General features: G+C 74.5%; 21 protein-coding genes. 7 read left to right on the top strand and 14 right to left on the bottom strand.

From position 1 onward, the window contains the following. Together ABT403_RS27810 and ABT403_RS27805 are read left to right on the top strand one after the other, a co-directional pair. A complete protein-coding gene (locus tag ABT403_RS27810; protein ID WP_425580336.1) occupies nt 1-1,146 on the top strand; it encodes a putative hexosyltransferase in 1,146 nt (381 codons plus the stop codon). 277 nt (nt 1,147-1,423) lie between these two features. Next, nucleotides 1,424-2,458, top strand: a complete 1,035-nt coding sequence (locus ABT403_RS27805) for a phosphatase PAP2 family protein (protein ID WP_425580339.1) — start codon at nt 1,424-1,426, stop codon at nt 2,456-2,458. A gap of 138 nt (nt 2,459-2,596) precedes the next feature. On the opposite strand, the gene ABT403_RS27800 is transcribed toward ABT403_RS27805, so the two are convergent. After that, the gene (locus ABT403_RS27800) at nt 2,597-3,646 is read right to left on the bottom strand and encodes a helix-turn-helix transcriptional regulator (protein WP_344168941.1); all 1,050 of its coding nucleotides are present in this window, start codon (nt 3,644-3,646) and stop codon (nt 2,597-2,599) included. A 316-nt stretch (nt 3,647-3,962) separates the two neighbouring features. Beyond that, a complete protein-coding gene (locus ABT403_RS27795; RefSeq protein ID WP_344168938.1) occupies nt 3,963-4,697 on the bottom strand; it encodes a transglycosylase family protein in 735 nt (244 codons plus the stop codon). A 293-nt stretch (nt 4,698-4,990) separates the two neighbouring features. Between ABT403_RS27795 and ABT403_RS27790 the strand changes: the two genes are divergently transcribed. Together ABT403_RS27790 and ABT403_RS27785 are read left to right on the top strand one after the other, a co-directional pair. Further along, nucleotides 4,991-5,803 carry a DUF8842 C-terminal domain-containing protein gene (locus ABT403_RS27790; RefSeq protein WP_344168935.1) on the top strand — a complete coding sequence of 271 codons (813 nt, stop codon included), beginning with the start codon at nt 4,991-4,993 and terminating at the stop codon, nt 5,801-5,803. A gap of 219 nt (nt 5,804-6,022) precedes the next feature. Further along, the gene (locus tag ABT403_RS27785) at nt 6,023-6,499 is read left to right on the top strand and encodes a hypothetical protein (protein WP_344168932.1); all 477 of its coding nucleotides are present in this window, start codon (nt 6,023-6,025) and stop codon (nt 6,497-6,499) included. A gap of 16 nt (nt 6,500-6,515) precedes the next feature. On the opposite strand, the gene der is transcribed toward ABT403_RS27785, so the two are convergent. From der to ABT403_RS27760, 5 genes are all read right to left on the bottom strand, one after another. Continuing rightward, entirely contained in the window at nt 6,516-7,979 is a 1,464-nt protein-coding gene (gene der / locus ABT403_RS27780; protein WP_344168929.1) for a ribosome biogenesis GTPase Der, read from the bottom strand. A 78-nt stretch (nt 7,980-8,057) separates the two neighbouring features. Next, nucleotides 8,058-8,741 carry a lysophospholipid acyltransferase family protein gene (locus ABT403_RS27775; RefSeq protein WP_344168926.1) on the bottom strand — a complete coding sequence of 228 codons (684 nt, stop codon included), beginning with the start codon at nt 8,739-8,741 and terminating at the stop codon, nt 8,058-8,060. Then, a complete protein-coding gene (gene cmk, locus ABT403_RS27770) occupies nt 8,702-9,400 on the bottom strand; it encodes a (d)CMP kinase (RefSeq protein WP_344168923.1) in 699 nt (232 codons plus the stop codon). Before cmk ends, ABT403_RS27775 begins: the two co-directional genes overlap by 40 nt. A 115-nt stretch (nt 9,401-9,515) precedes the next feature. Beyond that, nucleotides 9,516-10,604 carry a prephenate dehydrogenase gene (locus ABT403_RS27765; protein WP_344168920.1) on the bottom strand — a complete coding sequence of 363 codons (1,089 nt, stop codon included), beginning with the start codon at nt 10,602-10,604 and terminating at the stop codon, nt 9,516-9,518. 126 nt (nt 10,605-10,730) lie between these two features. After that, nucleotides 10,731-11,177, bottom strand: a complete 447-nt coding sequence (locus ABT403_RS27760) for a YidB family protein (protein ID WP_344168917.1) — start codon at nt 11,175-11,177, stop codon at nt 10,731-10,733. A 137-nt stretch (nt 11,178-11,314) separates the two neighbouring features. Between ABT403_RS27760 and ABT403_RS27755 the strand changes: the two genes are divergently transcribed. From ABT403_RS27755 to ABT403_RS27745, 3 genes are all read left to right on the top strand, one after another. Further along, nucleotides 11,315-11,656, top strand: coding sequence for a DUF952 domain-containing protein (locus ABT403_RS27755; RefSeq protein WP_344168914.1), 342 nt, complete (start codon nt 11,315-11,317; stop codon nt 11,654-11,656). Between the two features lie 86 nt (nt 11,657-11,742). Continuing rightward, nucleotides 11,743-12,234, top strand: coding sequence for a Rieske (2Fe-2S) protein (locus ABT403_RS27750; RefSeq protein ID WP_344168911.1), 492 nt, complete (start codon nt 11,743-11,745; stop codon nt 12,232-12,234). A gap of 28 nt (nt 12,235-12,262) precedes the next feature. Next, nucleotides 12,263-12,943: a nucleotidyltransferase domain-containing protein gene (locus tag ABT403_RS27745; protein WP_344168908.1), complete on the top strand. Its 681-nt coding sequence runs from the start codon at nt 12,263-12,265 to the stop codon at nt 12,941-12,943. A 7-nt stretch (nt 12,944-12,950) separates the two neighbouring features. On the opposite strand, the gene ABT403_RS27740 is transcribed toward ABT403_RS27745, so the two are convergent. The 7 genes from ABT403_RS27740 to ABT403_RS27710 form a co-directional block, all read right to left on the bottom strand. After that, the gene (locus tag ABT403_RS27740; protein ID WP_344168905.1) at nt 12,951-13,967 is read right to left on the bottom strand and encodes an ADP-ribosylglycohydrolase family protein; all 1,017 of its coding nucleotides are present in this window, start codon (nt 13,965-13,967) and stop codon (nt 12,951-12,953) included. Next, a complete protein-coding gene (locus tag ABT403_RS27735; protein WP_344169191.1) occupies nt 13,964-14,653 on the bottom strand; it encodes an NUDIX hydrolase in 690 nt (229 codons plus the stop codon). Before ABT403_RS27735 ends, ABT403_RS27740 begins: the two co-directional genes overlap by 4 nt. Nucleotides 14,654-14,781: 128 nt before the next feature. Next, on the bottom strand, nt 14,782-15,870 hold the full coding sequence (locus ABT403_RS27730) for an AAA family ATPase (protein WP_344168902.1): 1,089 nt from the start codon (nt 15,868-15,870) through the stop codon (nt 14,782-14,784). Further along, on the bottom strand, nt 15,867-16,481 hold the full coding sequence (gene pnuC, locus ABT403_RS27725; RefSeq protein ID WP_344168899.1) for a nicotinamide riboside transporter PnuC: 615 nt from the start codon (nt 16,479-16,481) through the stop codon (nt 15,867-15,869). Before pnuC ends, ABT403_RS27730 begins: the two co-directional genes overlap by 4 nt. A gap of 133 nt (nt 16,482-16,614) precedes the next feature. Beyond that, nucleotides 16,615-17,871: a pseudouridine synthase gene (locus ABT403_RS27720; RefSeq protein WP_344168896.1), complete on the bottom strand. Its 1,257-nt coding sequence runs from the start codon at nt 17,869-17,871 to the stop codon at nt 16,615-16,617. Then, on the bottom strand, nt 17,871-18,476 hold the full coding sequence (gene scpB / locus ABT403_RS27715) for an SMC-Scp complex subunit ScpB (RefSeq protein WP_344168893.1): 606 nt from the start codon (nt 18,474-18,476) through the stop codon (nt 17,871-17,873). The genes ABT403_RS27720 and scpB overlap by 1 nt, the downstream gene beginning before the upstream one ends. After that, complete coding sequence (locus ABT403_RS27710; protein WP_344168890.1) at nt 18,476-19,444, bottom strand: segregation and condensation protein A; 969 nt, start codon at nt 19,442-19,444, stop codon at nt 18,476-18,478. Before ABT403_RS27710 ends, scpB begins: the two co-directional genes overlap by 1 nt. Between the last annotated feature and the right edge of the window lie 139 nt (nt 19,445-19,583).

Here is a 19,583-nt window from a genome sequence, read left to right as displayed (position 1 = left end):
GTGACAACTGTGCCCGCCTCCGTCGCCCCTTCCGAGCACCCCGGCCCGAGCCCGCGCCGGGCCGCGCCCGCGCTCGCCGCCTTCGCCGCGGTGCGCCTCCTCGGGCTGGCCGTGCTCGCGGTGTGGTCCGCGGCGGCCGGCAGCAGCCCGCACACGCTGCTCTCGGCCCGCTGGGACTCCCTCTGGTACGCCCGGATCGCCGCCGACGGATACGGGTACGAGGTGGTCCTGCCCAGCGGGGCCGTCCACTCCAACCTGGCGTTCTTCCCGCTGCTGCCGTGGCTCGAACGGCTGGTGGCGGCGCCCACGGGGCTCTCGTACGGGTCCGCGGGCCTGGTGGTGTCGGCGGTGGCGGGGCTCGCCGCGGCCTGGGGGATCTTCGCCGTCGCGGACCTGCGGTACGGGCGGCGCGCCGGGGTGCTGGCGGTGGCGCTGTGGGCGGCGCTGCCGGTGGGCATCGTCCAGTCGATGGCGTACAGCGAGTCGCTGTTCACCGCCCTGGCCGCCTGGGCCCTGTACGCGGCGCTGCGCGGGCGCCTGCTCACGGCGGGGCTGCTCGCGGCGGGCGCGGGGCTGACCCGTCCGGTCGGCGCGGCGGTGGTCGCGGCGGTGTGGGTCGCGGCCGTCCTGGCGTGGCGGCGCGGGGAGCGCTCGTGGCGCACGGCGGCTGGGGCGGTGCTGGCCCCCCTGGGCGCGGCGGCGTACGCGCTGTGGGTGGGGGCCCGGACCGGCGGCGGGCTGACGGGCTACCTGGACGTGCAGGCGGGCTGGGGCAACGGGTTCGACGGGGGCTGGGCCTTCGCCCGGTTCATCGGGGCGCGGCTGGCCTCGTCCGCCTTCCTCGCCGGGCTGGGACTGATCGCGGGGGTCCTGCTGGTCCTGTGGCTGTACGCGCTGTGCGTGCGCGGCCGCCAGCCGGCCGTGCTCCTCGTCTACTGCGGGGTCGTGGTGGCGCTGGCGCTGTGCGCCTCGGGGTACTTCGGCTCCAAGCCCCGGCTGCTGCTGCCGGCGTTCCCCCTGATGCTGCCGCCGGCGGTGGCGCTGGCCCGCCGGCACGGGGGGCGGGCGGCGGCGGTCGTCGGGGGGATCGCCCTGGCCTCGGCGGTCTACGGGGCGTTCTGGCTGAACGGCTCGGGCCCGCCGTGAGCCCGGCGCCCCGCCGTCCGTGATCACGGAATGGGTCGTTCCAATCCATGATTCCGCAAAGGAATTGAGCTGCGGCGATAAATCTCCCGTAAGTGTGCGGACAATTGGCGGGCGGCACTCCGAGAGGTGAATCCGGGGAGTTCCAACGGGGGGCGAAATAACGGGAATTAAGTCCCGCGTGAGACGCACTCCACATCACATGGTCATCACAAAGCGCGCGATTCGCACGGGCCGCGCTTCGACGCGCGGTAACGTCGATTGAGTGCGTACTGACCAAATGCTTGCCCGTCTGGAGCCGGTGTTCGCCCGGCTGGACCGGGAACCAGAGCGACCGGCTCATCTGCAAACTCCGCGGATGAGCCGGCACCGCGTCGTGCTCCTCTGCGCGACCCTCGCCTTCTACCTGGCGATCGTCGTGGCCGTGCTGACGACGTCCTGGCTCGTCCGCCTGGACTGGCAGATCATGTTCTTCCGGCCGTACGAGCAGTGGCCGCAGATCCACGCCTTCCTCGACTACCTCGTCGTCCTCGGCCAGCGCGGACCCACGGCGGTGATGGTCGCGGCCTGGCTCGGCTGGCGCTCCTGGCGCCAGCACACCCTGCGCCCGCTGATCGCGCTCGGCGTGGCCCTGCTACTGCTGAACATCACCGTGGGCTCCGTCAAGCTCGGCCTCGGCCGGCTCGGGCCGCACTACGCCACCCAGATCGGCTCCGCCGAGCTCTTCGCGGGCGGCGATATATTTCCTTCCGGCCACACCGCCAACGCCGTCGTGACCTGGGGAATCCTGGCCTACCTGGCCTCCACCACGGTCACCCGCCGGGTGCTGTCCATCCTGTCCGGCGTCCTGTCGCTCAGCGTCGGCGCCACCACCGTCTACCTCGGCACGCACTGGGTGAGCGACGTCCTGCTCGGCTGGACCGCCGGCCTGCTGATCATGCTGGCGCTGCCCTGGTTCGAGCCGCTCATCGCCCGCTCCGAGGCGTACGTCTTCGAGCTGCGCGAGCAGTGGCGCCGCCGGCTGGAGGAGGGCCGGGTCTCCGAACCCGTCGCCGCCGCGCTCACCCCGCTGCTCTCGGCCGGCGGCAAGTGGCGGCCCACCCGGGCCGGCGGGGCCGGGACGGCACCCGTCGCCGCCGCCCAGGCGGCCCCCGGCCACTCCCCCGCGCTCCGGCCGGCCGCCCACGCCCACCCGGCGTCCCGGCCGCACCTGATCCGCTCCGAGCGCACCCCGGTCACCCCGGCCGGCAGCCGCCGCCCGGCCCACACCGAGCGGGCCGCCGCCCGCAGCGCGCGTCCCGCCACGGGCGGCTGACGGACCCCGCGGGAACGGTACGCACAACCCCACCCCGCACCACGACGGCGGGCCGGTTCGAGGAACCGGCCCGCCGTTCATATGTCCAGCGCGTCAGCCGCGCGCCCAGAGGTTCCTCCGTACCGGGTCACGCTTGTGTCACGGGTTGTCGACGGTCGCGTCCGTCCAATCATTGATTCCCGAGCCGGAATTCAATTGCCCCCGGACCGAATTCACGGACTCTCCGGCACCCTCCAGCGCACGCCCCAGAAGGTCCCGCAGAGCCCTGATCCGTCCCGTCAGCTCGGGGGGCTCCACCACGTCGAACTCACAGCCGAGCAGCATGACGTGAATCACCAGGACATCGAGGTTCACCGCCCCGGTGCGCAGCAGGCAGCTCTCCCCGTCGAGCGGCTCGACCACGCCGTCCGCCGGCCCGACGAACCGCGCCGCCTCCTCGGCCGGGACCCGCAGCCGCACCACCGCCCGGGCGGCGTACGCACGCTGCGAGACCCCCTCCGAGACGTACGCGGCGAGGTCCTCGGCCGGGGCCGGTCTCGGGGCGAAGCGCGGGCCGTGCGGCGGACGGGGCTCGATCCGGTCGGCGCGGAAGGTCCGCCAGTCCTCCCGGTCGAGGTCCCAGGCCACGAGGTACCAGCGCCGCTCCGTGCACACGAGCCGGTGCGGCTCCACGGTCCGGCGGCTGACGGCCCCGCCGTGGTCCCGGTAGCCGAAGCGCAGCCGCTCGCCATCCCGGCACACGGTCGCGAGCTCCGTCAGCACCGCCGGGTCGACGGTGTCGCGGCCGGGCCCGCGCAGCATGGGGACGGTGAACTCGTTCAGCGCGGAGACCCGTCCGCGCAGCCGGCCCGGCAGCACCTGCTCCAGCTTGGCCAGCGCCCGGACGGAGGCCTCCCCGATCCCCTCGACCCCGTTCCCCGCCGCCGTCCGCAGCCCGACCGCGACCGCGACGGCCTCGTCGTCGTCCAGCAGCAGCGGCGGCAGCTCGGCGCCCGCGCCCAGCTGGTAGCCGCCACCGGTACCGGGGCTCGCGTTCACGGGATACCCGAGCTCCCGCAGCCGGTCGACGTCGCGCCGCACGGTCCGGGGGGTGACGCCGAGCCGCTCGGCGAGATCGGCACCGGTCCACTCGCGGTGGGCCTGGAGCAGGGACAGGAGGCGCAGCAGCCGCGCGGAGGTCTCGAGCACCGACCCAGTGTGCCCCTCTTTTTTCCCGCGGCACTCGCGCGGTGCGGCCCCTGGGGCCTTACCGGCTTCGCGCCGCTGCGCGGGGCCGGGGTCCCCTACCCGCCCTTCCACCGTTCCTCCCCCAGCTACCGCTGGGAGGTGCCCCCAGAGGCTCCGCCCCAGACCCCACGCCTCAAACGCCGGCGGGGCTGATTTCAGCCCCGCCGGCGTTTGAGGCGAATCTTGAAGCCGCACCGGCGATTGAGGTGGGAACGGTGGAAGGGCGGGTAGGGGACGGCCCCGCGCAGCGACCACCCACCCCCACCGGCCACCCGGCTCAGGGCACCCGAACCGGGGCCGCGCCGGCCGGTGCCGGCGCCGAGGTCGCCGGGACCGGGGCTGCGGGGACCGGGGCTGCGGGGGCCGGGGTCGCCGGGGCCGGGCCGGCCGGGGTCTGGGGCGCGGGGGGCGTCGGCGTCGGGGCGCGGTCCGGGAGGGTGAGGAGGAGGCCGGGTTTCAGGGAGGCCGGGTCCGGGCCGATCGCCGGGCGGTTCGCCTCGTACAGGGCCCGCCAGCCCCCCGGCACCCGGTGCCGGCGGGCGATCCCGTCCAGCGTGTCCCCGCCCCGCACCACGTGCATCCGTCCCGCCAGCCCGTACCGCTTCGCGCACACCGGCCACGCCTCCCACCCCTGCGCCCCCAGCACGTCCTCCGCGACGCGGATCTGCTGCTCCCGCGTCGCCAGGTCCGCCCGCGCCGCGAAGGCCAGCCCCCCGTGCTCCTCCCACGTCGCCTGCCAGAACTGCAGCCCCCCGTAGAACCCGTTGCCCGTGTTCACCGCCCACCGCCCGCCGCTCTCGCAGTCGGCGACGCAGTCCCACGGCCACTCCCCGCCCGGCCCGCAGTCCCCCGGCCCGTGCCCGATGACGCCCGGCGAACCGGGATGCGCGGCCCCCGCCGGCCCGGGAGCGGGCGGGGGCGGCGCCGCGACCGCGCCGGCGCCCCACGGGAGTACGAGCACCAGCGCGGCGCAGACCGCGAAAGCGGCCCGCCGGAAACGGACATCGGGCATCGCGCCACGCTACGCAGCCCCCTCCGCCCGCCCGCCCCGCCACGCGGCGCGCCCCCGCGCCCCACCCGGACGGCCGATCCCCGGCCCGCACCCCAAACGACCAGCCGACGGCATCAACTGCGCACAACCAGGCAATAGTTGCCAGGAAAACGAAGCACCCCCGGCCCAGTTCACTCGTTCGGGTGGCCGGTTCGAATCCGTTCCCTCAAACGGCGTGACCCCGGCCGAGCCTCAGCCGTTGAGCCCGGCGAGCCGGGAACCCCCCGGCCTCCGCACGAATGAGGAGCCCCCCCGTGCCGCGCATGCTCGACGTCAGTCTTGAGGTACGTGCCGAGATCGGTGACGAAGAAGCCGACAGGCTGCTCACCGGCGACGACGCCCCGGGCAGTTACGACTGCACCTCCTGCCGCACCCCCGGCGACCCCGAGACCGACCCGACGAGCACCGTGCTGTTCGTGGGCGAGGAGACGGCCGTCCTCGCCTTCGCCCACGCCGGCTGCATCCCCTCCCAGGTCGTCACGGTCTCCGAGGCCGAACTCCAGGGCGCGGTCCGCAGCATCACCGGTGACAGCCCCGCCCCCGAGCAGGCCGCCGCGGGCGAGGTCCCGCAGAGCGTCCCCGGCGGCCAGGCCGTCCTCGGCATCACCAGCGGCCTGATCCTGATCAACGGCGAGCTGCACCCCGCGCTCGTCGTCGAGCCGACCGCCCCGATCGCCCGCCCCGGCACCACCGGCCCCGGCGACGACTTCCTGCCGCTCCTCATCGAGCAGGGCTTCATCCCGGTCACCGACACCGAGCAGGTGCCGTCCGCTCTGGAGGGCTGGTCCGTCCTGCTCGCCGCCGGCCAGCTGCACGCCGTGCTCCAGCCCGGCGCGGACGGCGGCCCCCAGGCCTCGTGGTGGCAGGCGCACCAGGCGCTGTCCGTGACCGACGGCTGGCGGGCCGCGGTCAACAAGACCCAGCGGGTCCTGGTCTACGCCGCCCCCGTCGGTTCCATCGGCCAGCAGCCCCGCGAGGACCTGCTCCGCGACGCCCTGGATAAGGCCGCGAGCAACGGCAAGCTCGTCGCCGCCTCGATGCCCCTCGCGGGTGCCGCGGGCGCCTGAGCCCACCCCTCACCTCCCACCGGGAACCGCCACCCGTCCTCCTCGCGAAGGGGGCCGGGCGGCATGCGCCGGGGGTGCGCGGTCCGTCCCGCGCACCCCCGGCGATCTGCGTTTTCAACCCCCTTCACCCCGCATCCGCAGCGCCCCGGTGTCGTTGGCTGATACGTGCATGCATACGACCCCTCCCGCGCCCCGTCCTATCCGAGCAGCGTCCCCCCGATGCGCCCCGCACTGGAACGGGACCACGCTCCGGCCGCCTCGCACACCCCGATCTTCGACGCCCTGTACTCGGAGTACCTGCGCTCCTTCCGGGCCCTGCCGGGCGACCGGAGCGGCGAGGAGGACCTCGGCTTCACCGCCTTCTCGTACGGGTCCTCGTACGGGTCCCCGTACGGCGGCTCCACGGCGGGATCCTCGTACGGCGGGTCCGCCGGGTCCTCGGGCTCCGCGTACGGCAGCGGCCCCTACACCACCGGATGGAACGGTTCCGCATGGCAGCGGGCCGATCCCTGGCAGCCCGCGTACCCGCCCGCGCCGATCGTCCCCCAGCCCCTGTACGCCCACGCCGGAGCCGCCGTCGCCGTACCGGCGTCCGGGACCGGACCGGGGTCCGGATACGGCGACGGGCGGCAGCACCACACCGGGATGCAGCACATCCCGGCGGCCCTGCCGCCCGCTCCGCGCCGGGGCTACTGACCCCGGCGCACTGCCGCTACTTCTTCTTCTTGTACTGGGCGCCGCGCTTCTCGCGCACCCGCACCGAGATGTGCAGCGGGGTGCCCTCGAAGCCGAACTCCTCGCGCAGGCGGCGCTCGATGAAGCGCCGGTAGCCGTGCTCCAGGAAGCCGGAGGCGAAGAGGACGAACCGCGGCGGCTTGCTGCCCGCCTGGGTACCGAACAGGATGCGGGGCTGCTTGCCGCCGCGGATCGGGTGCGGGTGAGCGGCGACGATCTCGCCGAGGAAGGCGTTCAGACGGCCCGTGGGGACGCGCGTCTCCCAGCCCGCGAGGGCGGTCTCGATCGCCGGGACCAGCTTCTCCATGTGGCGGCCGGTCTTCGCCGAGACGTTGACCCGGGGCGCCCAGGAGACCTGCTGCATCTCGGTCTCGATCTCGCGCTCGAGGTAGTAGCGGCGCTCCTCGTCCAGCTCGTCCCACTTGTTGTACGCGATCACGATCGCGCGGCCGGCCTCGACGGCCATGGTGATGATGCGCTGGTCCTGGACGCTGATGCTCTCGGTGGTGTCGATCAGGATGACCGCCACCTCCGCCTTCTCCACGGCCGCGGCCGTACGCAGCGAGGCGTAGTAGTCGGCGCCCTGCTGGAGGTGGACCTTCTTGCGGATGCCCGCCGTGTCGACGAACTTCCAGGTGACACCGCCGAGCTCGATCAGCTCGTCGACCGGGTCGCGGGTGGTGCCGGCCAGCTCGTTGACGACGACGCGGTCCTCGCGGGCCACCTTGTTCAGGAGGGAGGACTTGCCGACGTTCGGGCGGCCGATCAGGGCGATGCGGCGCGGGCCGCCGATCGGCGCGCCGCCGAAGGTCTGCGCGGGGGCCTCGGGCAGGACCTCCAGGACGGCGTCGAGCATGTCGCCCGTGCCGCGGCCGTGCAGGGAGGAGACCGGGTACGGCTGGCCCAGGCCCAGGGACCACAGGTAGGCCGCGTCGGCCTCGCCGCTCTGGCCGTCGACCTTGTTGGCGCACAGCACGACGGGCTTGCCGGCCCGGCGCAGCAGCTTGACCACGGCCTCGTCGCTGTCGGTGGCGCCGACCTTGGCGTCCACGACGAAGACGACCGCGTCGGCGGTCTCGATCGCGTACTCGGCCTGGGCGGCGACGGAGGCGTCGATGCCGAGGACGTCCTGCTCCCAGCCGCCGGTGTCGACGACCTTGAAGCGGCGGCCGGCCCACTCGGCCTCGTAGGTGACGCGGTCGCGGGTGACGCCCGGCTTGTCCTCGACGACGGCCTCGCGGCGGCCGATGATGCGGTTGACCAGGGTCGACTTGCCGACGTTCGGGCGGCCGACGACGGCGAGCACGGGCAGCGGTCCGTGGCCGGCTTCCCCGATCGCGTCCTCGACGTCCTCGAGGTCGAAACCTTCCTCCGCGGCGAGCTCCATGAACTCCGCGTACTCGGCGTCGCCAAGTGCTCCGTGGTCGTGCTGGTCGTTCATGAAGTCCGTTCCTCGTCGTTCGTGGTGATCGGTGGTGTCGTCCGCGTGGCGGGCACCACTACTGGGTTCAAGTCTCGCTCAGCGCCCGGTGAGGCGCTTGGCGTCGGCCAGGTGGGCGGTCAGCCGGTCCTGGATGCGTACGGTGGCCGCGTCCAGCGCGGTCCGCGTACGGCGGCCCGTGCCGTCCCCGGCCTCGAAGGCGGAGCCGAAGACGATGTCGACCCGGCTGCGCAGCGGCGGCAGGCCCTTGACCAGCCGGCCCTGGGCCTCCGTGCTGCCCAGGACGGCGACCGGCACTATGGGCGCTCCGCCGCGCACCGCGAAGTAGGCGAGACCGGCGCGCAGGGACGCGAAGTCCCCGTCACCCCGGGTGCCCTCGGGGAAGATCCCCAGGGCGCCGCCGTTGTCGAGGACGTCCAGGGCGCGGGTGATGGCGGTCCGGTCGGTGCCGGAGCGGTCCACCTTCACCTGCCCGATCCCCTCCAGGAAGGGACCGAGGGGCCCGACGAACGCCTCCTTCTTGATCAGGAAGTGCAGCGGCCGGGGCGCGGTGCCCATGACCAGGGGTCCGTCGATGTTGTGGGAGTGGTTCACGGCCAGGATCACGGGGCCGGTGGCGGGTACCTTCCAGGCACCCAGCACACGCGGCTTCCAGAGCCCGTACATGAGCCCGATTCCGATGCGTCTGCCGACCGCCGCACCCTTGAGGGAGGGCGTATCGCTCACTTGCTCCGCCGCTCTTCCACCAGGGTCACGACGCATTCGATGACCTGGTCGAGGGTGAGCTCGGTGGTGTCCACCTCGACGGCGTCGCCCGCCTTGGCCAGCGGGGAGGTCTTGCGGCCGGAGTCCGCGGCGTCCCGCTTGACCAGGGCCTCCTTGGTGGCGGCGAGGTCGGCGGCCTCCTTGCCGCGCAGCTCGCCGCTGCGGCGGGCGGCGCGGGCCTCGGCGGAGGCGGTCAGGAAGATCTTGAGGTCGGCGTCGGGCAGGACGGTGGTGCCGATGTCCCGGCCCTCGACGACGATCCCGCCGGCCTCCGCCGCCTCGGCGGCGATGGAGCGCTGGAGGTCGGTGATCAGGGCGCGCACCTCGGGGACGGCGCTGACGGCGCTGACCTTGGAGGTGACCTCCTGGGTGCGGATCGGGCCGGACGCGTCCTGGCCGTCCACGGTGATGGTGGGGGCGGAGGGGTCCGTACCGGAGACGATGGCCGGCTTGCCGGCGGCGAGGGCGATCGCCTGCGGGTCGTCGGTGTCGATGCCGTTGGTGATCATCCACCAGGTGATCGCCCGGTACTGGGCACCGGTGTCCAGGTAGCGCAGCCCGAGCTTGGCGGCCACGGCCTTGGAGGTGCTGGACTTGCCCGTGCCGGAGGGACCGTCGATGGCGACGGTCACGGCGGACGGAGCTGCGGATTCCACGGTGCGGGCACCTTCCTGGTTGCGCGTACGTGTCCGGGCGCGCCAATAGCGCCCCTCCCCAGGTTACCGGCCCCGGGCGCCCGCCGTTCCCGGCCCCTTCAGCTCCGCACCCCCGCTACTGCTGGCGCAGCGCCCAGCCCCGCTCGCGGAGCTCGGCGGTGAGGGACGCCACCGCCCTCGGCTCCACCATGAGCTGCACCAGGCCCGCCTGCTGGCCGGTGGCGTGCTCGATCCGCACGTCCTCGATGTTGACCCCGGCCCGGCCCGCGTCGGCGAAGATCCGGGCCAGCTCGCCGGGCTTGTCGCTGATGAACACCCCGACCGTCTCGTAGGCCATGGGGGCCGCGCCGTGCTTGCCGGGGACCCGGACCCGGCCCGCGTTGCCGCGCCTGAGCACGTCCTCGATGCCGGCGGCGCCGCCCCGGCGCTTGGCCTCGTCGCCGGACTGGAGGCCGCGCAGGGCCTCCACCGTCTCCTCCAGGTCGGCGGCGATGCCGGCCAGGACGTCGGCGACCGGCCCGGGGTTGGCGGAGAGGATCTCCACCCACATCCGGGGGTCGGAGGCGGCGATGCGGGTCACGTCGCGGATGCCCTGGCCGCACAGCCGCACCGCCGTCTCGTCCGCCTCTTCCAGCCGGGCGGCGACCATGCTGGAGACCAGCTGGGGGGTGTGCGAGACCAGGGCGACGGCCCGGTCGTGGGCGTCGGCGTCCATCACCACGGGGACGGCCCGGCACAGGGCGACGAGCTCCAGCGCCAGGTTCAGCACCTCGTGGTCGGTGTCGCGGGTCGGGGTCAGCACCCAGGGGCGGCCCTCGAACAGGTCCGCCGTGGCGGCCAGCGGGCCGGAGCGCTCCTTGCCGGCCATGGGGTGGGTGCCGATGTAGGCGGAGGTGTCGGCGCCGAGGGCGGCGAGCTCGCGGCGCGGCCCGCCCTTGACGCTGGCCACGTCCACGTAGGCCCGGGCCAGCCCGCGCCCGATGGCGTCGGCGAGCGCGGCGGCCACGTGGGCGGGCGGTACGGCGATGACCGCGAGGTCGACCTGGCCCTCGGGGGCGTCGTCGGTGCCAGCGCCCAGGGCGGCCGCGGTACGGGCCTGCGCCGGGTCGTGGTCGACGAGGTGGACGGCGATGCCCCGGGCGGTCAGGGCGAGCGCCGCGGAGGTGCCGATCAGTCCGGTTCCGATGACGACGGCGGTTCTCACGGGGCGCTCCAGGGGTGATCACGTAACGGCAGGGCCTGACTCAGGGTAGCCACTCGGTACCGCGAAAGGACCCGGCGGTCCGCCCTGTGGACGGGGCCGGGCCCTCGCGGGCGGTCGCGGCGCGAATCAGAGGTTCTGCTGCCGGATGATGTCCTCCAGGGACTCGGTCGGCAGTTGGCCGCTCGGGGTCAGCTTGTCGACGGCCTGCGGGAGGGCCTGTGCGATCTGGTCGGCGGCCTCGTCCGGGCTGACGCCGGCCTGCCTTGCCGCCTGCTGGAGGGCGTCGTCCGGCAGGGCGTCCTTGATCTGGGCGCCGCTGACGGGCTGGTTGTCGCCGGTGCCGATCCAGGACTGGGCCTGGTCGGCGAGGCCGGACCTGGTCAGCATGTCCAGCAGCCCGCCGAGGGGGTTGTTCGCGCCTCCGGCCGCCTGGCCGCCGCCGGCGCCGCCGCCCGCCAGGGCGCCGATCAGCGCGCCGAGGATGTTGCCCCCGCCGCCCGCCGCGCCGCCGCTGCCGCCCTGGCCGCCTCCGAGGAGTCCGCCGAGCAGGGAGCCGAGGTCGTTACCCGCCATGGTCCTGTGCCTTTCGAGGGGGGACCGGGCGCGCGTCGGGGCGGGCCCGGTTTCGGGACACGGACAATGTCGCCCGGATCATCCCGTACCGCCACTTGGCACACCGGTGGCGGCGCCGGTGCGGTAGAACCACCGGCATGATCTTCCACATCGTCCCGCTCGCCGACTGGAGCGCCGCTCCCGAGCTCCCGTACGCGCCCGCCTCGCTCGCCTCCGAGGGGTTCGTCCACTGCTCGGCGGACCGGCCGACCGTCCTCGCCATCGCGGGCTCCCACTACCGGGAGGTACCGGGCCCCCTGCTCGCCGTCGAGCTCGACGAGGGGGCGCTGGCGGCGGAGGTCCGCCGGACCGGCCCCGGCGACCCGTACCCGCACGTCCACGGCCCGTTGAACCGGGACGCCGTGGTGCGCGTGTGGGAGGTCGTACGCACGCCCGGCGGCGGCCCGGCGGAGCTGACCCCCTGGCACCCGGGCGGATGAACCGGAGTGGCGGGCTTCAATCGGAGCCCGCCGCGCGCCAGGATGCTCCTCGCCATCCCCGCCACCGACCGAACCACGGAGCTCCCATGACTGAGTCACAGACCGCCCGGCGCACGGTACTCGCGGCCGGGGCGGCCGCCCTCGCGGGCGGCACGCTCGCCGCCTGCGGAGGCGGCGAGGAGAAGAAGCCCGCCACCGAGCCGGCGGGCCCGTCCGCCCCGTCGGCCGAGGCCCCGGCGGCCTCCTCGCCCCCCGCGCCCCCCGTGGCATCCGCCCCGCCGCAGAACGCGAAGCCGCTGGTGGACTCCTCGAAGGTGCCGGTCGGCGGGGGCACGGTCCTGAAGGAGGCGAAGCTGGTGGTGACCCAGCCGACGGCCGGGTCCTTCCGCTGCTTCTCGGCGGTCTGCCCGCACCAGGGCTGCCTGGTGAACAAGGTGGCGGACGGCACCATCGACTGCCCCTGCCACGGCAGCAAGTTCCAGGTCGCGGACGGTGCGGTGGCCCACGGCCCGGCGACCCGCCCGCTGGAGGAGAAGCAGATCAAGGTGGCCCCGAACGGCGAAATCTCGCTCGCCTAGCCCGGAGCCCGCCGCCTACCCTCCCCGCATGGACGACCTCACCCTGGTCCGGGACCACACGATCTACGCCTGCGTGACGGGCTCCCGCGCCTTCGGGCTGGCCACGGAGGCGAGCGACACCGACCGGCGCGGTGTCTTCCTCGCCCCCACGCCGCTCTTCTGGCGGTTCGACAAGCCCCCCACCCACGTGGACGGGCCGCGGGAGGAGGAGTTCTCCTGGGAGCTGGAGCGCTTCTGCGAGCTCGCGCTGCGCGCCAACCCGAACATCCTGGAGTGCCTGCACTCCCCCCTGGTGGAGCGGATCACCCCGGTGGGCGAGGAACTGCTGTCCCTGCGCGGGGCGTTCCTCTCCCGCCGGGCCCACGCCACCTTCACCCGCTACGCGGCCGGCCAGCACCGCAAGCTCCTCGCGGACGTCCGCCTCCACGGAGCCCCCCGCTGGAAGCACGCCATGCACCTGCTGCGCCTGCTGCTGTCCTGCCGCGACCTGCTGCGCACGGGCCGCCTGGAGGTCGACGCCACCCCGTACCGCGACCGCCTCCTGGCGGTGAAGCGGGGCGAGCTGACCTGGGAGGAGGTCGACACCTGGATGGCCCGCCTCACGGAGGAATCCGACACGGCCCTCACCACCACCCCCCTCCCCGCCGGCCCCGACCTCCCCCGCGTCGAGGCCTTCCTCCACCGCACCCGCCTCGCCTCGGCCCGCTGAGAACCGCTCACGCGTCCCAGAGGGCCCCGAAGGTGAGGAGTTCGTCGCGGTACTCGATGCCGCCCTCCCAGTCGCGCGGCCAGACGTCCGCGCCGAGGTGGGCACCCGCGAAGGCGCCGGCCAGGCAGGCGATCGAGTCGGAGTCGCCCGCCGTGCAGGCCGCGCGGCGCAGGGCCAGGAGGGGTTCGTCCGGGAAGAGCAGGAAGCACTGGAGGGCGGTGGCCAGGGCCTCCTCGGCGATCCAGCCCTCGCCCGTGGTCAGGCAGGGGTCCGTCTCCGGGGAGGGGGTGCGCAGGGCCGCCGCGAGCCGGTCCAGGGCGGCCAGGCAGTCGTCCCAGCCCCGGGCGATGAAGGACTCCGCCGAGGCGTCGGAGGCGGTGCGCATCCACAGGTCGCCGAGCCAGCGCTCGTGGTAGCGGACGCGGTTCTCCAGGGCGTACGAGCGCAGCCGCCCGACCAGGCCCGTCACCTCGATGCCCTGCGCCAGGAGGTACACGACGCGGGCGGTCAGGTCGGAGGCCGCGAGGGCGGTGGGGTGGCCGTGGGTGAGGGCCGACTGGAGCTGGGCGGCGCCCGCCCGCTCCTCGTCCGTCCAGCCGGGGACCAGCCCCACCGGGACCACGCGCATGTTGGCGCCGCAGCCCTTGGAGCCGGTCTGGCTGGCGTCGTGCCAGTCCCGCGCCGGGTCGTTCAGCAGGCCGCAGGCCACCATGCAGGTGCGGCCGGGGGCGCGGTTGTTCTCCGGGGAGTGGTACCAGTCGACGAACTCCTCGCGGACCGGCCGGGTCAGGCGCAGGGGCCCGACCGGGCCGCGCTCGGCGGCCGTCCGTATCCCCCGGGCCAGGGCCAGGGTCATCTGGGTGTCGTCGGTGACGATCGCCGGGCGGGGCAGCCGCATCTGCCGCCACGGCCCGGTCTTGGCCAGGATGGACGGGACGTCGTTGAACTCGGTCGGGAAGCCGAGGGCGTCGCCCAGGGCCAGGCCGATCAGGGCGCCGGTCGCGGCGCGCTTCGGGGCGGTCACGGGGTCGGTCCTTCCGTTGGTCGCAGCAGGGGCGGGTGGAGCGTGGTGGCCGGTCCGGCCCGGTAGAGGGCGGCGGGTTTGCCGCGGCCGCCGGTGAGCCGGGCGGCTCCGGGCACGGCTTCGACGAAGCCGGGGGTGGCGAGGACCTTGCGGCGGAAGTTGGGGCGGTCGAGGCCGGTGTCCCAGACGGTCTCGTAGACGGCCTGGAGTTCCCCGAGGGTGAACTCGGGCGGGCAGAAGGCGGTGGCGAGGCAGGTGTACTCGAGCTTCGCGCCCACCCGCCGGCGGGCGTCCGCGAGGATCAGGCCGTGGTCGAAGGCGAGCCCGGAGGCCTGCGCCACCGGCACCCAGCGCGCCCGGTCGGCGTCCCCGCCGCCGTCCTCGGCCGGTTCGGGCAGGTCGGGAACGAGCGCGGTGAAGGCGACGGACACCACCCGCATCCGGGGGTCGCGGTCCGGTTCGCTGTAGGTGCGCAGCTGTTCCAGGTGCAGGGCCCCGAGCGGCTCCGGTGCCAGTCCCGTCTCCTCGGCGAGCTCGCGCAGGGCGGCCGTCTCGGCGGACTCCCGGGGCAGCACGAAGCCGCCGGGCAGCGCCCAGGCCCCGGCGTACGGGTCCCGCCCGCGCCGGATCAGCAGGACGTTCAGGGCGCCGCCGCGCACGGTGAACACGGCCAGGTCGACGGTCACCGCGAAGGGCTCGAAGGCGTGGGGGTCGTAGGCCTGCGGGGCGTCGGCGTGCGGGGCGTCCGTGTGCCGGGCGTCGGACGCGGGTGCCGCCGGGCCGGGGCGGGCGGCACCGTCCGGCTCCGGGGCGGTCACCGGCGCTCCGGGAGGGGGGCGGCGAAGTGCCAGCCCTCGGCCAGCAGGCCGTCGACGGCGGCGACGGCCTGCTCCAGCCGTGCGCGCCGGTCGCCGCCCACGACCAGGAAACGCCTGCCGGTGCGGGCGAGTTCCCGCCGGAAGCGGCCGGTCATCCAGGGCCGCAGCCCCGGCCCGTCGCGCAGCCCGTCGTCCTCGAAGGGGACCCCCTCGTGGTCGGTCAGCAGGTACAGGTCGCGCCGGGTCCGCGCGGCGATCCGCTCGACCTCCCGGCTGCGGCCGCCGACGTAGCGCTCGTGCCAGATGCCGGTGGCGAAGGAGTCGGTGTCGCAGAAGAGCACCGGCGAGCCGAGCCGGGCGGCCCGTTCCTCGTTCTCGTCCTGCCGCCTGGCGATCACGGGGAACTCCTCCGAGCTGAAGGAGACGTCCTCCCAGGAGGCCGCCGGGTCCGCCGCACGGACCGCCGCCAGCTTCTCCTCGCTGTACTCGCGCCCGTACTCGGCGACCCAGCCGGTCTTCGCCCACACCCCGCCGCGCCGCCGGTAGTGCGCGGCCAGCTCGCGCGAGAGGGTGGTGGTGCCGGTGGACTCGGCGCCGAGGACGACGACCCGCCGGGCCAGCGCGGCCCGTACGGCCGGCCCCAGGAACTCCCAGCGGCCGGCCGGGTCCGCCCGTACGGCCGTCCCGGAGACCGGGAAGAGGCTGCGCGCCGGGTCCACGCAGACCTCCTGCGCGCCGAACCGCCGGGCGAGCTCGCTCCCGTACTCCTCGGAGGTGAAGACCGCGTCCACGGGCCGGCCCACCGCCGCGCGGAAGATCGCCATGTGCGCCTCCCAGACCGCCGGATCACACAGGTCGACGGGGACGTCGTCGACCGCGCCGACCACGTCCGCACCGGGGTGCTCCTCGCGCATCCAGGCGACCCGGTCGGCGAGCGGCACCGACTCCACGGAGGCGGCGCACACCAGCACCGTCAGCCGCTCGCACTGGTCCTGGGCGGTGCGCACCAGGTGGTGGTGGCCGGCGTGCGGCGGGTAGAACTTGCCGAGCACCAGCCCGTGCCCGTACCGCCTGCCGCCGCTCATGCCGTCGCTCCCGCGGCGGTCGCCGTACGGGCGCCGCCCGCCGGGAGGGAGCGCCGCCAGCCCACGTACCCGGCGACGCACAGGGCGAGGAAGCCGAGGTAGAGGACCGAGGTCAGGTAGAGCCCCTTGTAGGCGTAGAGCGGGACGTAGACGAGGTCGGCGGCGATCCACAGCCACCAGGACTCCAGGAGCTTGCGGCACTGCCCGTAGGTCGCCATGAGCGAGAGGGCCGTGGTCAGCGCGTCCCAGAAGGGGACGGTGGAGTCGCTGGCCCGGCCGAGCAGCAGGGCCAGCGCGGCGGTCCCCACCGCCCCCGCCGCGAGCAGCCACAGCCATTCGGCGCGCGTGGTGCGGCGCACCGGCAGGGCCTCGGCGGTTCCCGGTCCACCCCCGTGGGTCCAGGACCACCAGCCGTACGCGGCGAGGGCGATGAAGACGATCTGGAGCCCGGCGTCGGCGTAGAGGCCGGACTGGGCGAAGAGCACGATGAAGAACACGTTGTTCGCGATGCCGACCGGCCAGTTGGCGACGTGCTGCCGGGCCACCAGCCAGACGCACAGGGCGCCCGTGGCGAAGCCGAGGATCTCGGTCCAGCTCAAGTACCAGCCCATGGGGCCACCCGCTCCCTTTAATAGTCACGTTGACTATAAACAGGCGCGGGCCGCTCCGGCAAGGCGTCCACGGGAACGCGGAAGCCCGCGGCGCCGGTGGCACCGCGGGCTTCCGTAGGGCGTTCGGTGAGGCCTAGAGGCCGACCTCGCGCATGAGCATGCCGACCTCGGTGTTGGTCAGGCGGCGCAGCCAGCCGGACTTCTGGTCGCCGAGCTCGATGGGGCCGAAGGCGGTCCGGACGAGCTTGTCGACCGGGAAGCCGGCCTCGGACAGCATGCGGCGGACGATGTGCTTGCGGCCCTCGTGGAGGGTCACCTCGACCAGGTAGTTCTTGCCGACCTGGTCGACGACGCGGAAGTTGTCGGCGCGGGCGTACCCGTCCTCCAGCTCGATGCCGTCCTTGAGCCGCTTGCCGATGTCACGCGGCAGGGAGCCGGTGATCGCGGCGACGTAGGTCTTCTGCACGCCGTACTTCGGGTGCGTGAGGCGGTGGGCCAGCTCACCGTGGTTGGTGAGGAGGATGATGCCCTCGGTCTCCGTGTCGAGCCGGCCGACGTGGAAGAGGCGGGTCTCGCGGTTGGTGACGTAGTCGCCCAGGCACTGGCGGCCGTCCGGGTCCTCCATGGTGGAGACGACGCCGGCCGGCTTGTTCAGCGCGAAGAACAGGTACGACTGGGTGGCGACGGTCAGGCCGTCCACCTTGATCTCGTCCTTCGGCTGGACGCGCTTGCCCTGCTCCGTGACGATCTCGCCGTTGACCTCGACGCGGGCCTGCTCGATCAGCTCCTCGCAGGCGCGGCGCGAGCCCATGCCGGCCCGGGCCAGCACCTTCTGCAGCCGCTCGCCCTCCAGCTCGGCGCCGGGGAAGGTCTTCGGGGTCTTGATCACCGGCTTGTCGGCGTACCGGTCGCGCACGCGCTCCTCGATCCGCGCGTCCAGCTCGCGGGGGCGGGACTGCCCGCTGCGGCTGCCCGGGCCGCGGCGCGGGCCGCCGGCGCCGCCGATGCCGGGGGTCTTCGAGGTCCGGGGGCCGCCCTTGGCGCCACCGCGCGCGGCCGCGCCACGGGCGCCGCCGCCGCTGCGCCCGCTGCGCTCGCCCTCGGGGCCCACGTCGTAGCGGCGCTCCTCGGGGCGGGGGTTGCGGGGGCGCTGGGGGGCCTGGTCGCGGTCACGGTCGCGCGAGCCGCCCTGGCCGCCGCCGGAGGAAGAGCCGCGGTAGCCACCGCCGCTGCCCGAGCCGCCGCCGGAGCCGCCACGGTAGCCGCCGCCGCTGCCGCTGCCGCCGCGGTAGCCACCGCCGCCGGAGGAGCCGCCGCGGGCGCCACCGCGCCCGCCGCCACCGCCGCCGCTGTTCCTGTTGCCACCGTTGCCGTTGCCGCTGCTTCGCATCAAATGTCCGTCGTCTTGTCGTCGTCTACGTCAGTGTCCGGTGCGTCCGGATCGAACGACGGCACACCTTCTTGCGTCTCGGCTTCGATCGCGTCCGCCTCGGGGAGGAAGGGCGCGAGCTCCGGGAGCTCGTCCAGGCCGCGCAGGCCCATCCGCTCCAGAAAGTAGTTCGTCGTCCTGTACAGGATCGCACCTGTTTCGGGTTCCGTGCCCGCCTCGGCCACCAGACCCCGCTGGAGCAGGGTCCGCATGACCCCGTCGCAGTTGACCCCGCGGACCGCCGAGACCCTCGAACGGCTGACCGGCTGGCGGTACGCGACGACCGCCAGGGTCTCCAGGGCCGCCTGGGTGAGCCGGGCCTGCTGGCCGTCCAGGACGAAGGCCTCGACGGCGTCCGCGTACTCGGGGCGGGTGTAGAACCGCCAGCCCCCGGCGACCGGGCGCAGCTCGAAGCCCCGGCGCTGGACGGTGTACTCGTCGGCGAGGGCGGCGAGGGCGTCGGCGACCTCGCGGGGGGTGCGTCCGAGCACCTTGGCGAGGTGGTCGACGGTCGCCGGCTCGTCCACCACCATCAGGACGGCCTCCAGGGCCCCCTTCAGCTCCATCAGTCCCCTGCCTCCACGACTCGGTCGAACTCGTCGGTCACCGTCGGCATGCCGTCGCCGTCCCCGCCGCACCAGCGGACGGTCAGGGTGAGCAGGGCCTCCTCCTGGTCGAGGACCACGGCCTTCTCCCGGTAGAGCTCCAGGAGCGCCAGGAAGCGGGCGACGACGGTGAGGGTGTCCGGGGCGTCCTCGGTCAGCTCCCGGAAGGTCGCCTCGCCGCGTGCCTTGAGCAGGCGTACGACGAGACCGGCCTGCTCGCGGACGCTGACCAGCGGGGCGTGGATGTGGTCGACGTAGACCTCGGGCTTCGCCTTGGGCTGCATGGCCCGGACGGCGAGGCGGGCGAGGCCGTCGGCACCGATGGTGATGACCACCTCCGGCAGCAGCTCGGCGTGGTGCGGCTCCAGCCCGACGGTACGGGGGAAGCGGCGGCCCTCGTCCTCGGCACGGTGCTCGAAGATCTCGGCGATGCGCTTGTACGCGCGGTACTGGAGCAGCCGGGCGAAGAGCAGGTCCCGGGCCTCCAGGAGCGCCAGGTCGGCCTCGTCCTCCACCTCGGCGGCGGGCAGCAGCCGGGCGGCCTTGAGGTCGAGGAGGGTGGCGGCGACGACGAGGAACTCGGTGGTCTGGTCGAGGTCCCACTCGGGGCCCATGGCACGGATGTGCGCCATGAACTCGTCGGTGACCTTGGAGAGGGCGACCTCGGTGACGTCGAGCTTGTGCCGGGTGATCAGCTGGAGCAGCAGGTCGAAGGGGCCCTCGAAGTTGTCGAGCCGCAACGTGAACCGGCCGTCGCCGCCGGGGGCGGCCTCGGGGGGCTGCGGGGGGTCGCCTGCGGCCGTGGAGGGCGCGGGGGTGCCGTCGATGCCCTGGGGGGCCGCCGGGGCCGCAGCGGGCGCCTCAGCGGCTTCCTGCGGGGCACCGGGGCCGCGCCCCAGGGGCCGGCGGGCGGGGTGGTTCGGGGGCATGCGGGTCCAGGGTGGTGCGGGGTCGAACGGCCAGCCTAGGCCCTGGCCGGGCGTTTCCCGGTCCACCGCGGGGCGCGGGGGGGCGGCGCCGCTGCCGAACGGGTTCCCGGCACGGGCTGCGGCCGCGCGGCGCACCGGG

The sequence above is a fragment of the Streptomyces sp. NPDC000075 genome (assembly GCF_040301925.1).
Classification (GTDB): domain Bacteria; phylum Actinomycetota; class Actinomycetes; order Streptomycetales; family Streptomycetaceae; genus Streptomyces; species Streptomyces polychromogenes.
The sequence above is the reverse complement of the archived record's forward strand: the minus strand, read 5'-3'. Positions and strand labels throughout refer to the sequence as shown.

What these genes read in the sequence shown, in the direction of transcription:
- ABT403_RS27785 (WP_344168932.1), top strand. Translation starts at nt 6,023, where the DNA reads ATGCGCCCCGCACTGGAACGGGACCACGCTCCGGCCGCCTCGCACACC.
- ABT403_RS27710 (WP_344168890.1), bottom strand. Translation starts at nt 19,444, where the DNA reads ATGCCCCCGAACCACCCCGCCCGCCGGCCCCTGGGGCGCGGCCCCGGT.
- ABT403_RS27760 (WP_344168917.1), bottom strand. Translation starts at nt 11,177, where the DNA reads ATGGCGGGTAACGACCTCGGCTCCCTGCTCGGCGGACTCCTCGGAGGC.
- ABT403_RS27750 (WP_344168911.1), top strand. Translation starts at nt 11,743, where the DNA reads ATGACTGAGTCACAGACCGCCCGGCGCACGGTACTCGCGGCCGGGGCG.
- ABT403_RS27745 (WP_344168908.1), top strand. Translation starts at nt 12,263, where the DNA reads ATGGACGACCTCACCCTGGTCCGGGACCACACGATCTACGCCTGCGTG.
- ABT403_RS27805 (WP_425580339.1), top strand. Translation starts at nt 1,424, where the DNA reads ATGCTTGCCCGTCTGGAGCCGGTGTTCGCCCGGCTGGACCGGGAACCA.
- ABT403_RS27755 (WP_344168914.1), top strand. Translation starts at nt 11,315, where the DNA reads ATGATCTTCCACATCGTCCCGCTCGCCGACTGGAGCGCCGCTCCCGAG.
- ABT403_RS27775 (WP_344168926.1), bottom strand. Translation starts at nt 8,741, where the DNA reads ATGCGTCGTGACCCTGGTGGAAGAGCGGCGGAGCAAGTGAGCGATACG.
- ABT403_RS27730 (WP_344168902.1), bottom strand. Translation starts at nt 15,870, where the DNA reads ATGAGCGGCGGCAGGCGGTACGGGCACGGGCTGGTGCTCGGCAAGTTC.
- pnuC (WP_344168899.1), bottom strand. Translation starts at nt 16,481, where the DNA reads ATGGGCTGGTACTTGAGCTGGACCGAGATCCTCGGCTTCGCCACGGGC.
- ABT403_RS27795 (WP_344168938.1), bottom strand. Translation starts at nt 4,697, where the DNA reads ATGCCCGATGTCCGTTTCCGGCGGGCCGCTTTCGCGGTCTGCGCCGCG.
- der (WP_344168929.1), bottom strand. Translation starts at nt 7,979, where the DNA reads ATGAACGACCAGCACGACCACGGAGCACTTGGCGACGCCGAGTACGCG.
- scpB (WP_344168893.1), bottom strand. Translation starts at nt 18,476, where the DNA reads ATGGAGCTGAAGGGGGCCCTGGAGGCCGTCCTGATGGTGGTGGACGAG.
- ABT403_RS27720 (WP_344168896.1), bottom strand. Translation starts at nt 17,871, where the DNA reads ATGCGAAGCAGCGGCAACGGCAACGGTGGCAACAGGAACAGCGGCGGC.